Consider the following 11,970-nt stretch of genomic DNA (forward strand, 5'->3'; position numbering starts at 1 on the left):
GTGACGGGTGTGTGAATTGTGGCCGAGCAGTCACAAAAGTGCTGCTTCCGGCCCCGAAAGGAGCACTTTTGTGTCTGCTCACGCGAGAATCTGCCCATGGTGAACCGATGAAGACCCGTGCCGCCATCGTCCGCGAGCCCGGTGGCGCGTGGTCGGTGGAGACCTTCGAACTCGACCCGCCGCGCGCCGGCGAGGTGCTGGTGGCGATGGCCGCGGCCGGCCTGTGCCACTCCGATGACCACATCCGCACCGGGTATCTGGCGGCGCCCGGAGCGACGGTGATGCCGCCGACCATCGGCGGGCACGAAGGATCCGGGGTCGTCGTCGCGGTCGGCCCCGGAGTCACCCGGTTCACACCGGGTGACCACGTGGTGACGTCGTTCCTGGCCGTGTGCGGCCAATGCCGTTGGTGCCGCACCGGCATGGAGTACCTGTGCGATGTCGGTGCCGGCACCCTGGTACCCGGAATGCCCACCGACGGCACGTTTCGTCATCACAGCCTCGACGGCCAGGACCTGCGGCACACCTCGAAGATCGGCGCGTTCGCCGAACACACCGTCGTCGCCGCGGATTCGCTGGTCCGCATCGACCGGCGTCTGCCGCTGGTGCCGGCGGCACTGCTGTCCTGCGCCGTCCCCACCGGATACGGGTCGGCGACCCACCGCGCCCAGGTGCGCCACGGCGACACGGTGGTCGTCATCGGTGTCGGCGGGATCGGGACGGCAGCGATCCAGGGTGCCCGCAACAGCGGCGCCGACCGCATCGTCGCGGTCGACCCGGTGGCGTTCAAACGCCAATCAGCACAACGATTCGGCGCCACGCACACGGCACCGACGACGCTCGAAGCAATCGAGCTGGTTCGTGAGCTGACCCACGGTGTGATGGCCGATGCGGTCGTGCTGTCCCCGTCGGCGATCGGCGAGGACGACGTGGACGGGGCGCTCACGCTCACCCGCAAGGGCGGCACCTGTGTGCTGACCGGGATGGCGTCACCGTCGACCGACGCCATCCGGCTCAACCTGCAGGACTTCATCCTGATGAACAAGAACCTGTGCGGCACCATATTCGGATCGTGCAACCCGACGACCGAGATCCCGTTGCTGGCTGAGCTTTACGACGCCGGACGGTTGCAGCTCGACGAGATGATCACCCGGCGCTACCGGCTTGACGACATCAACGATGCCTTCGACGACCTGCTCGGCGGCCGGCTGGTCCGCGGCGTCATCGACTTCTCGATCACCTGACGCCTTCGGCGATCAGCTTGGTTTCCAGGTATTCCTCGAACCCGGCCAACCCCATTTCGCGGCCGATGCCGGACTGCTTGTAGCCACCGAACGGGGCGTCCACCGCGTACCAGACTCCGCCGTTGACGTTGATGGTGCCGGTCCGCAGCCGCGACGCCACCCAGCTGACGCGATCGGGGTCGGCACCCATCACCGCACCGGACAACCCGTAGGGCGAATCGTTGGCGATGCGCACCGCGTCGGCATCGCCGTCGTGGGCCAGCACCACCAGCACCGGTCCGAAGATCTCCTCGCGGGCGACCCGGGTTTCGTTGGTCAATCCGGCGATCACCGTCGGCTCGATATAGAAGCCGCTGGACAGGTCGGCCGGCCGGCCGCCCCCGCAGGCGAACCAGCCGCCCTCGGTTGGCGCCAACCCCAGATACCCTTCGACCCGGTCGCGCTGTCGCGCCGAGATCACCGGCCCGCACAGCGTCGCGGGATCGGTGGGATCACCGACACGGACATCGGCCATCGCCGCGGCCGCAGCGGCCACCGCCTCGTTGTAGCGCTCCCGGGGCACCACCAGCCGAGTCGTGAAGGCGCAGCCCTGCCCGGCGTGCGTCGCCACCGAGACGGCGGCCGAGGCGCAGGCGGCGGCCAACTCGGCGTCGTCGAGGACGATGAACGCCGATTTGCCACCGAGTTCCAGAAACACCCGTTTGATGGTGGCCGCGGCGGCAGCCATCACCGAGCGGCCGGTGACGGTGGATCCGGTGAACGACACCAGATCCACCCGCGGATCGGTGGTCAACTGCGCACCCAACCGGTGATCGCTCGAGGTGACGACGTTGACGGCGCCGGCCGGAAAGTCGGTTTTCTCGGCGATGATGCGGCCGACCTCGGCGGCGCACCACGGGGTGTCCGGCGCCGGCTTGAGGACGACGGTGTTTCCGGCTGCCAGAGCGGCTCCGAGTTTGGCGAAGTTGATCTGGTGCGGGAAGTTCCACGGGGTCACCGCCCCCACCACCCCGTGCGGTTCGCGCACGACGGTCCGCCGGGTTGGTTTGCCGAACGGCGCGGCGTCACCGAGATCGGTTGCCCATGGATAGTTTTCAGCGAGATCAGCGACGAATCCGAGGCCGTCGACCGGGACCTGCAACTGTCCGCCGTAGGTCAGTGCGACCGGGGCGCCCACTTCGGCGACGGTCATCGCACGCAGCGGCTCGATTTCGGCGTTCAACGCATCGCGCAGCTGACGCAGACAGTGCACCCGCAGCGCGGTGTCCCGCGACCAGTCGGTGTCGTCGAACGTGGTGCGCGCCGCGGCGATGGCATGGTCCATGTCGTCGGTGTCGGCGTCGGCTGCCACCCCCAGCGGCTCCTCGGTGGCCGGGTTGACGGTCGCGAAGGTGCGGCCGTGCACTGCCGGGACCAACGCTCCGCCGATCAGCAGGCTGGTGCTCATCGGCTGAGTTCGGGCGCCGTGATGTCCATCCCGGCAGGGCTTTCCGCGTCACGCCAGGCGCGCAGAATGTCGGCGTATTCGGTGGGGCTGCCGAAGAAGAAGCTGTCCTGATTGAGCCGGTCGCTGGTCTGGCCTTCGCGGTTGTAGTAGCCCGGGGTGCACGCTTCGCGCCGGCCGGAGATGACACCGGAGCGGGCGACCACGGTTTCCACCCAGGCCGCTTCGGCGTCCGCGGTCGCCTCGATCTCGGTGACACCGTTCCGCAATGCCCAGGCGATCACCCACGCGGTGTGCCGCGACTGGGTCTCGATCAGGTACGGGAAGTTCACGGTGAAGCCGGACTGCGCGATGCTGGCGATGAAGCAGTTCGGAAAGCCGTTGACGTGCAAGCCGTGCAGGGTGCGCACCCCGTCGGACCACTTGTCGGTCAGCGCCTGTTCATTCCGGCCGATCACCTCGAATCCGGTGCGTCGGGTGTAGTCGGTGCCGACCTCGAAGCCGGTCGCGAAGATCAGGCAGTCCAGCGGGTACTCGGTGCCGTCGACGACGACCCCCCGGGCGCTGATCTGTTCAACACCGCGCCCGTGGGTGTCGACCAGAGTCACGTTGTCCCGGTTGAACGTCTGCAGGTACTCGTCGTGGAAGCAGGGCCGTTTGCAGTAGTAGCCGTACCAGGGCTTGAGTCCTTCGGCGGTGGCCGGGTCGGTCACCAGGGCGTCGATACGGGCCCGGATCTGCTCCATTTTGGCGAAGTCGGCCAGTTCGGCCGCCGATGCCCGCGGGTCGGTGCCCTCCTTGGCGATCGGCATCTGTTTGGCCAGGCTGGTCCAGGCGTCGTTGACCAGATCCTCGTCGGCGCTACCGCCCGCGGTGAGGATCTGGAAGTTCTCGATGCGGCGTTGCTGCCAGCCCGGTTCCAAGGCGGCAGCCCAGGCCGGATCGGTCGGCGCGTTTGCCCGCACGTCCACTGTGGACGGGGTGCGCTGGAACACGAACAGGTGTCCGACCGCCGGCGCCAGTCGCGGCACGCATTGGATGGCGGTGGCGCCGGTGCCGATGATGCCGACGCGTTTGTCGGCCAGATTCTCCAGATCGGCACCGGTGTAGCGATAGTCCCAACGGCTGGTGTGAAATGCGTGGCCGCCGAATTCGGTGATGCCGTCGATGCCCGGAAGTTTCGGCTTCTGCAGATAGCCGTTGGCCATCGAGACGAACCGGGCCCGCATCGCGTCGCCGTGGTTGGTGGAGATCACCCATCGTGAGTCGCTCGGTTCCCACCGGATCTCGAGTACTTCGGTCTGCAGGCAGGCGTCCCGGTAGAGATCGTAGTGGTGTGCGATGGCGCGGCAGTGCGCGAAGATCTCCGCACCCTTGGCGTATTTCTCGGTCGGCAGGTAACCCAGCTCCTCCAGCAGCGGCATGTACACGTACGACTCGACGTCGCAGGCGATGCCCGGGTAGCGGTTCCAGTACCAGGTGCCACCGACGTCGGCCGCCTTGTCGATCAGCCGCAGACTGCTCACCCCGAGTTCGCGCAACCGCGCACCGGTGAGCAGCCCACCGAATCCGGCCCCCACAATCGCGACATCGACTTCGTCGGTCAGCGGTTCGCGGGTGAAACCCGGTTGCGCCCAAGGGTCCTCACCGAATCCGGCGAATTCGCCGGCGATCTCGACGTATTGCGCGATCCCGTCCGCCCGCAGCCGCCGCGCACGCTCTTGGGCGTACCGCTGCCGCAACTCCTCCGCGTCGAATCCGGCGCCGTCACTGGCCATCGGTGAATAGTGGAATAGTTTTCACCATCTGGCAAGCAGGTACCTCGTGTGGCTAGCTCACCCGTCGGTCGCGGCGCTGCTCCAGTTCGTCGTCGTCGACCAGGATCAGCATGGGCTGATCGGGCACGCACAACATCGTCACCGGGAAACGCACCGGTATATCGGAGCGGTTGTTGCCGTCCTGGTAGTGGATGACGTCGCCGCCCGGCTCCCAGAACGCGTCACCCGCCTTGAGCACGCGGGGCGCCTCCCCCTCGAGCTCAAACACCATTTCCCGGTTCAGCACGTAGCCGAACGCGGGTCCGCTGGGATGGCGGTGGGGGGCGCCGGGCGGGTACTCGATCACCACGGTCATCGCCTCGGCGTCCGCCGGCAGCGCCGGCGGCTTCACACACTGGATCACCGTGAGTGCGTCCTGCCACGTGGTGCTGCGGGCCGGGTTATCGGTCGTGGATGGCGTCGGCTCAGTTGTCGAGAAAGACCACGTTCTCGCTGATCGGGTTGCGGGGGATCCGCAGGTTGTTGGCGGGGAATCCGGGGTCGGCGTAGCCGATACACAGCCCGCACAGGATCCTGAGGTCGTCGGGGATGTCGAATTGTTCGCGCACGATGTCGGGGTACATCGCGGTAGAGACCTGTACACAGCTGTCCAGGCCCCGCTCGGTGAGGGCCAACAGCAGGGTTTGCAGGAATGCGCCCACACCGACCGCGTCGGCGAACCCCAGATCCTGGTGCATGCAGACGATCCCGGCCACCGGGGCACCGAAGAACTCCCAGTTGCGCAGTTGGGCGCTCCACCGTCCTTCCCGATCCTCTCGCGCCACACCCATCGCGCCATACACCAGGGCGCCGAGTTCGCGGCGTAGCCGGTTGTGCGACTCGGGCAGTCCCCCGATCACCGCGGGACGGTTGACTCTCACCTCGTCGCCCAGCGCCGCGACCAGGCGGTCGCGGCGTGCGCCGGTGGCGATGAACAGGTGCCACGGCTGGATGTTGGAGTTCGACGGTGCCCGCATCGCCAGGGTCAATGCCTCGTGCAGAAGCTCGGCCGGAACCGGCTTGTCCGGCAGAAACATTCGCGACGAATGCCGCCGGTTGACCACGTCGTCGAACCCGGACATCATTCCTCCGATCCTCAGGCGGCTGCACCGCCGCCGTCGGCGTGCAGGGTCGAGCCGGTGATGAAGCTGGACCGTGGCGACGCCAGGAACAGCACCGCCTGCGCGATCTCGGCCGCCTGCGCGGTGCGGCCCAGCGGAAGCGCCCGGCCCAGCTCGTCGTTGACGTCGCCCCATTCGGCGACGACCCCGTCGGTGGCGGTCGGGCCCGGCGCGACGCTGTTGACCCGGACCCCGTGCGGCCCGAATTCTGCGGCCCAGGTTCGGGTCAGCGATTCCAGCGCGGCCTTGGAGGCGCTGTAGCTCGACGCGCCGGGAACGCCCTTGAAGGCGACCATGCTGGTGACGTTGACGATGCTGCCGCGTCCACGCCGCAACATGCCCGGCACCAACGCGGCGACCAGGAAGTAGGCACCACGCACATTGGTGTCGAAGGTCGACTCGAACGATTCGACGTCCTGATCCACGGTCAATGCCCCCGGGAAGCTGGCCGCGTTGTTCACCACGATGTCGACTTTCCCACATTGCTGCGCAAGGGATTTCACCGAATCCAGCTCCGACAGGTCAGCGGCAATGAATCGCACGCCGGCACCGAGTTCGGCGACGGCCGCGGCACCGCGGTCAGCAGAACGACCGGTGATGATCACCGCGGCGCCGTGCCGCGCCAGCAGCCGGGCGGACTCGAGCCCGATGCCCGCGGTCCCGCCGGTGACCAACGCGGTCAGCCCAGCGAGTTCCGTCATTGCCCGGCCAGCCAGTCCGCGAGGCGGGTGCTGGCCAGCGTGGCGCCGTCACCGGTGACCAGCCCGGTGTCGCCGACCTGGGTGCCGAAGTAGACGGCAGACGGGTCGACGACAATCGGGAGTGTCTGGCCGCGGTGGGCCAGCGCCAGCTTGGCCAGCTCCGCGAAGCTCATCTTCTCCGGTCCGCCGATGTCGACGATTCCGTCGGCAGGCGCGGCCTGCGCCGCGCGGGCGACTTCGGCGGCCACGTCGGCGCCGGCGATCGGCTGGATCAGCCCGGCCGGCACCCGCACCTCACCGTTGGCCGTCAACGTCGCCGTGATGGCTTCGGCGAACTCGTGGAACTGGGTGGCGCGCACGATCGTGTAGGGCAGCCCGGATTCGGTGATGATCCGCTCCTGCACGACCTTGGCGCGCATGTATCCGCTGTCGGGCAGCCCCTCGCAGTTCACGATGGACAGCGCGACATAGTGGCCGACGTCGGCGGCTTTGGCCGCGGCCACCAGATTGGTGGTGGATTTGGTGAAGAAATCCATCACCGGGTCGTCGTCGAAGTTCGGCGAGTTGACCACATCGACCAGCACGTCGGCGCCCGACAGCGCCTCGGCCAGGCCGCTGCCGGTGAGCACGTCGGCGCCCGAATTGCGGGATGCGGCCACGGTCTCGTGGCCGGCGCCGCGCAGCAACTCGACCACCTTGGAACCGATCTGTCCGCTGGCACCCATCACTGTGATCTTCATGTTTCGTGCATCCTCTCGGCCGTTGCATTTGCGGTACCTCAACACTGGCACCAGCCATACCGCGGGCGAACCCTGGAAAGTCCGTAGTCTGCCCGCGGGCCGGGGGTTGGCTAGCGGAGGGCCGCAGCGTCGCGTAACGCCCGGCGGGACCGGATGCCCAGCTTGGCGAAGACCTTGCGTAGGTGCCATTCGACGGTGTGCGCGCTGATGAAAAGCTGGGCCCCGATCTCGCTGTTGGTCAGGCCGGCCGCGGCCAGCTCGGCGATCTGCTGCTCCTGCGGGGTCAAGGCGTCACCGGCGCTGGCCGGTTGCTTGCCCACCTTCTCCCCGGTCGCCTGCAGTTCACGCCGGGTGCGCTCGGCGAACGCCTGCGCCCCGAAGTGGCCGAACATCTCGTGCGAGGTCCGCAGGTGGGTGCGGGCGTCGGCCCGGCGGTTTTCCCGTCGCAGCCATTCCCCGTACACCAGATGCGCACGCGCCAGCTGTACGGCGATCCGGGTGCGCCCCAGCCGCTCGATCGCCTCGACGTAGTGCTCCTCGGCGGCCGGTCCGTCGCTGAGCAGCGCCCGCGACCGGGCCAGCGCGCCCAGCGCCCAGTCCGTTCCGCTGACCACGGCGCGCTCCTCCAGCTCTGCCAGCGCGTCGGCGGCGGTGGCGCGCTCACCGGACCGGACACCAGCCTCCACCAGCTCGACCAGGTTCCACCCGTAGAGGCCCAGATCCTCGTATTCACACGCCCGGCGCAACGCCCGGTATGCGATCTCGTAGCGGCCCAGGCCGTTGTACAGCACCGCGGTCGCGTATCCGGCCAGTGCGGTTATCCGTCCCTCGCACCGGGCGGCCCCGTCCTGTGCGGCCGCCTCGATCAGCGCGGCGGCCTCGGCTTCGTCGCCAGCCCACGCCGCCAACGCCAGAGCGTGATAGCGCACCGGCTTGTCGTCGGCAGCGGCGAACAGGGTCCCGGCGTCGGCGATCAACGCCCGGGCCGACGCGAACTCACCGGCCTGCAGGTGCACACCAGCCCGCGTGGTCAATGCGGTCGGCAGCATGGCCAGCGCCCCGGTATCGGTGGCGACCCGCAGGGCGTCGTTGGCAATCCGATACCAGGATTCGTCGTCCCAGAGGTCGTGCACAGCGGCCTCGTATCCGATCGGGAACGACTGCCATGACCAGTTGGCAGGGGTGAGGGCCGCGACCGCCGCACGCATCGGTGCTGCCCCGGCCGCTGCCCCCGCGCTGATTCGGGTGGTCAGGGCCCGCAGCAGTAGTTCGGCCGGCCGGTTCGGGTCGACATCTGGGCCGGCGGCAAGGCTCGTGGTGACATGGCCGCGCACATCGGCCCCGAATTGCCGGCCGGCATACATCGCCGCGCTGACCGCCTCCAGCAGGGTCTCCTGTGCCATCGCCGCATCCAGCAATTCCAAACTGCTTGCGGTGCGGAAGAATTGGTGCACGGAGTCGATCAGTGTGGGCGCGTCGCCGCTTCCCCGGCCGCGGGTGAAAGCCAGTTGCGCACGTATGCGTGCCAGCCGGGCGCGTTGCAGGGCATCCAGCGGCGCCAGGTCGGCGATCGCCAGCAATTCACCGGCTGCGTCGAGTTCGGCCACCGCACGCTTGGCGTCCGCGGCATCCAGTGCGCGGGATCCGCGGGTTCGGGCGTCGGGAGTGAGTTCGGTGGCACGGGTCAAAAATGCTGCCGCGGCGGCAGTTCCGCCGCGTAGCGCGGCCCGTCCGGCGGAATGTTCCAGCTCGGCGGCCACCGACTCGTCGGGGCCGGCCGCCGCGTGGGCACGGTGCCAGGCGCGCCGGTCCGGATCATGCCCCGGGTCGGTTGCCTCGGCCAGGGCGCGGTGGGCATTCCGTCGATCGTCGTGGCGGGCCGCGCGGTAGATCGCCGAGCGCACCAGCGGGTGGCGAAACCGTACCCGCGCCCCCACCTCGATCAGGCCCGCCTCTTCGGCCGGGGCCATCGCCGCAGCCGGCAGCCCTAACACCTCGGCGGCCCGCAGCAGCAGGGTCGCATCTCCCACCGGTTCCGCGGCGGCGACCAATAGCAGCCGTTGGGCGGCTTCCGGCAGCGCACCGACCAGGGCCAGATAGTGCCGTTCGATCTGGCCGGCCACCGGCACCACGTCCGGACGGTAGTAGCCGCCGGCCAACTCGGCTGCGGACAGTCCCCGCGGCAGCTCCAGCAGGGCCAACGGGTTTCCGTGTGTCTCCGCGACGATCCGGTCGGCAACCTGGGGGTCGATCCGGCCCGGCAGCGCCGACTCCAGCAGCGCATGTGCATCCGAACCGGCCAGGCCGCGCAACATCAGTTTCGGCAGCCCGGTCAGAGCGTCGACCGGCTGGCGCAACGCACACACCAGCGCGATCGGTTCGGCCAGCAGCCGTCGAGCCAGAAATCCCAACGTCTGAGCGGAGACCCGATCCAGCCAGTGGGCGTCGTCAACCAGACACAGCACCGGCCCGCCGGCCCCAGCGAGCAGCCCCAGCACCGCGAGTCCGACCAGAAAGCGGTCGGGTGTGGGCCCGGTGCTCCGACCGAACGCGATGGCCAACGCTTCACGCTGCGGTGTGGGCAGACGATCGACGCGGTCCATCAAGGGCGCGCACAGTTGCTGCAGTCCGGCGAACGCGAGTTCCATATCGGATTCCACCCCGGCGGCCCGGATCACCTGAAAATCCTGGGCGGATTCGACGAGATAATCCAGCAGCGCGGTTTTGCCGATACCCGCTTCGCCGCGCAGGACCAGCACCTGACTGCGCCCGCCGCGGGCCGCAACCAGAAGTTCCTGCAGCTGCGCGCACTCGGCGGTGCGGCCATGCAGCGAGGTCGGGGGGCTCATCACCGCCCCATCAGCGCGAGCAGACGCAGAATCGCACGAAAAGCGTTCGTGCAGTGCGATTCTGCGTCTGCTCGGCGCAAAGAATTTAGCCCTTGCGGGCCTTGATCGCCTCGGTCAGCTGCGGGGAGACCTTGAACAGGTCCCCGACGATGCCGTAGTCGGCGATCTCGAAGATCGGGGCCTCTTCGTCCTTGTTGACCGCGATGATCGTCTTGGACGTCTGCATGCCGGCCCGGTGCTGGATCGCCCCGGAGATGCCCAGCGCGATGTACAGCTGCGGGGACACCGTCTTGCCGGTCTGGCCCACCTGGAACTGACCCGGGTAGTAGCCGGAGTCCACCGCGGCACGCGAGGCACCCACGGCAGCGCCCAGCGAGTCGGCCAGCTCCTCAACCACGGAGAAGTTCTCCGCGCTGCCGACGCCACGGCCGCCGGCGACCACGACAGCGGCCTCCGTCAGCTCGGGACGGTCACCGGCCACCGCGGGCTCCCGCGAGGTGATCTTGGTGGCGTTCTCGGCGACCGCGGGCACCTCGACGGTGACCTGCTCGCCGGCGCCGTCGGCCGGCTGCGGCTCGACCGCACCGGCACGCACGGTGATCACCGGGGTGTCGCCGTTGGCCTGCGCCTGGACGGTGAACGCGCCACCGAAGATGGAGTGCGTTCCCTTGCCGCCGGCCTGCACGTCGACCACGTCGACCAGCAGACCCGACCCGATGCGGGCAGCCAGCCGGCCGGCGACCTCTTTGCCGTCGGCGTTGGCGGCGATCAGCACCGCGGCCGGGGAGGCCGACTCGGCCAGCGCGGCCAGGACATCCACGTATGGGGTGACCAGGTAGTTCTGCGCGGTGTCGGCCTCGGCGACGTAGATCTTCGCGGCGCCGGCCGCCTTGAGCCCGTCGACCAGCGGCGCGGCCGTGCCCGGCGCACCGATCACGACGGCCGCCGGCTCGCCCAACGCGCGGGCGGCGGTGATCAATTCGGAGCTGACCTTCTTCAGCGCCCCGTCAGAGTGCTCAACGAGCACCAGTACTTCAGCCATGTTGTCTGCAAGCCTTCTGTCGATGGATTTCCACGCGCTGTGCGCGCTAGATGATCTTCTGGGCGACCAGGTATTCGGCGATCTTGGTGCCGCCGTCGCCTTCGTCGGTGATCTTCTCACCGGCGGTCTTGGGTGGCTTGGGCGTCGACGCGGTGACCGTAGAACCGGCGTTGCCGACCCCGACCTCGTCGGCCTCGACCCCGATCTCGGCCAGGGTGAGCACGGTGACTTCCTTCTTCTTGGCGGCCATGATGCCCTTGAAGGACGGGAAGCGCGGCTCGTTGATCTTCTCGTTGACGCTGACCACGGCCGGCAGCGACGCCTCCAGCGTGAACACGCCGTCGTCGGTCTCCCGCTCGGCGGTGATGGTGCCGCCCTCCAGGGTCACCTTGCGCACATGCGTCAGCTGCGGCAGACCCAGGTATTCGGCGATGATGGCCGGCACCGCGCCGCCCACACCGTCGGTGGACTCGTTGCCGGCGATGACCAGCTCGGTGCCCTCGATGGTGCCCAGCGCGCGGGCCAGCGCCCACGCGGTCTGCACCACGTCGGAGCCGTGCAGGCCGTCGTCCTTGAGGTGCACCGCCTTGTCGGCGCCCATCGACAGGGCCTTGCGGATCGCCTCGGTGGCGCGCTCCGGCCCGGCGGTCAGCACCGTCACGCTGCCCTCACCGCCTTCTTTCTCCCGGATCAACAGGGCTTCTTCGACGGCACGCTCGTTGATCTCGTCGAGCACCGCGTCGGCGGCCTCGCGGTCGAGGGTGAAATCACCGTCGGTGAGCTTGCGCTCGGACCAGGTGTCTGGGACCTGTTTGATCAGGACCACGATGTTCGTCATGGGTCTGGCTCGTCCTCCTCGAACGCGTCGTACGGCCCCCGGCCGTAGGACTTGGGTCACGGTGTACGCCCCCGCACGGCTATGTTACTCACCGGTAACTTTGTGCGGTTCGCCTGTACACCATAGCGGGTCGTAGTGCAGGTTCTTCCCGCCCGTCGGGGTGAACGGTTCGCG

10 protein-coding genes are annotated in these 11,970 nt (G+C 68.6%); 1 reads left to right on the forward strand and 9 read right to left on the reverse strand.

Annotated elements, in window-relative coordinates; genetic code table 11:
- Positions 1–107 precede the first annotated feature (107 nt).
- Complete coding sequence (locus AC5Y36_RS13920; protein WP_500041504.1) at positions 108–1,244, forward strand: NDMA-dependent alcohol dehydrogenase; 1,137 nt, start codon at positions 108–110, stop codon at positions 1,242–1,244.
- Here AC5Y36_RS13920 and AC5Y36_RS13925 read toward each other — a convergent pair.
- From AC5Y36_RS13925 to AC5Y36_RS13965, 9 genes are all read right to left on the reverse strand, one after another.
- Positions 1,237–2,691 (reverse strand): aldehyde dehydrogenase, encoded by a 1,455-nt coding sequence (locus tag AC5Y36_RS13925; protein ID WP_500041505.1) that lies wholly within the window; start codon positions 2,689–2,691, stop codon positions 1,237–1,239. The two genes, AC5Y36_RS13920 and AC5Y36_RS13925, sit on opposite strands and share 8 nt — an antisense overlap.
- A complete protein-coding gene (locus tag AC5Y36_RS13930) occupies positions 2,688–4,466 on the reverse strand; it encodes a flavin-containing monooxygenase (RefSeq protein ID WP_500041506.1) in 1,779 nt (592 codons plus the stop codon). Before AC5Y36_RS13930 ends, AC5Y36_RS13925 begins: the two co-directional genes overlap by 4 nt.
- Positions 4,467–4,518: 52 nt before the next feature.
- Complete coding sequence (locus AC5Y36_RS13935; RefSeq protein WP_500041507.1) at positions 4,519–4,857, reverse strand: cupin domain-containing protein; 339 nt, start codon at positions 4,855–4,857, stop codon at positions 4,519–4,521.
- Between the two features lie 73 nt (positions 4,858–4,930).
- On the reverse strand, positions 4,931–5,587 hold the full coding sequence (locus AC5Y36_RS13940; protein ID WP_500041545.1) for a nitroreductase: 657 nt from the start codon (positions 5,585–5,587) through the stop codon (positions 4,931–4,933).
- A gap of 14 nt (positions 5,588–5,601) precedes the next feature.
- Positions 5,602–6,327, reverse strand: coding sequence for an SDR family NAD(P)-dependent oxidoreductase (locus AC5Y36_RS13945; RefSeq protein WP_500041508.1), 726 nt, complete (start codon positions 6,325–6,327; stop codon positions 5,602–5,604).
- Positions 6,324–7,067 carry an SDR family oxidoreductase gene (locus tag AC5Y36_RS13950; protein ID WP_500041509.1) on the reverse strand — a complete coding sequence of 248 codons (744 nt, stop codon included), beginning with the start codon at positions 7,065–7,067 and terminating at the stop codon, positions 6,324–6,326. Before AC5Y36_RS13950 ends, AC5Y36_RS13945 begins: the two co-directional genes overlap by 4 nt.
- Before the next feature lie 110 nt (positions 7,068–7,177).
- Positions 7,178–9,916 (reverse strand): AAA family ATPase, encoded by a 2,739-nt coding sequence (locus tag AC5Y36_RS13955; protein ID WP_500041510.1) that lies wholly within the window; start codon positions 9,914–9,916, stop codon positions 7,178–7,180.
- Between the two features lie 85 nt (positions 9,917–10,001).
- Entirely contained in the window at positions 10,002–10,958 is a 957-nt protein-coding gene (locus AC5Y36_RS13960; protein WP_500041511.1) for an electron transfer flavoprotein subunit alpha/FixB family protein, read from the reverse strand.
- Positions 10,959–11,004: 46 nt separating this feature from the next.
- A complete protein-coding gene (locus tag AC5Y36_RS13965) occupies positions 11,005–11,796 on the reverse strand; it encodes an electron transfer flavoprotein subunit beta/FixA family protein (protein WP_500041512.1) in 792 nt (263 codons plus the stop codon).
- Positions 11,797–11,970: the final 174 nt, after the last annotated feature.

Source organism: Mycobacterium sp. NGS50 (assembly GCF_059812545.1).

Bases quoted from the DNA above. Each gene is read 5' to 3' on its own strand.
- AC5Y36_RS13965 (WP_500041512.1), bottom strand. From the start codon at position 11,796: ATGACGAACATCGTGGTCCTGATCAAACAGGTCCCAGACACCTGGTCC.
- AC5Y36_RS13955 (WP_500041510.1), bottom strand. From the start codon at position 9,916: ATGAGCCCCCCGACCTCGCTGCATGGCCGCACCGCCGAGTGCGCGCAG.
- AC5Y36_RS13930 (WP_500041506.1), bottom strand. From the start codon at position 4,466: ATGGCCAGTGACGGCGCCGGATTCGACGCGGAGGAGTTGCGGCAGCGG.
- AC5Y36_RS13960 (WP_500041511.1), bottom strand. From the start codon at position 10,958: ATGGCTGAAGTACTGGTGCTCGTTGAGCACTCTGACGGGGCGCTGAAG.
- AC5Y36_RS13925 (WP_500041505.1), bottom strand. From the start codon at position 2,691: ATGAGCACCAGCCTGCTGATCGGCGGAGCGTTGGTCCCGGCAGTGCAC.
- AC5Y36_RS13950 (WP_500041509.1), bottom strand. From the start codon at position 7,067: ATGAAGATCACAGTGATGGGTGCCAGCGGACAGATCGGTTCCAAGGTG.
- AC5Y36_RS13920 (WP_500041504.1), top strand. From the start codon at position 108: ATGAAGACCCGTGCCGCCATCGTCCGCGAGCCCGGTGGCGCGTGGTCG.
- AC5Y36_RS13945 (WP_500041508.1), bottom strand. From the start codon at position 6,327: ATGACGGAACTCGCTGGGCTGACCGCGTTGGTCACCGGCGGGACCGCG.
- AC5Y36_RS13940 (WP_500041545.1), bottom strand. From the start codon at position 5,587: ATGTCCGGGTTCGACGACGTGGTCAACCGGCGGCATTCGTCGCGAATG.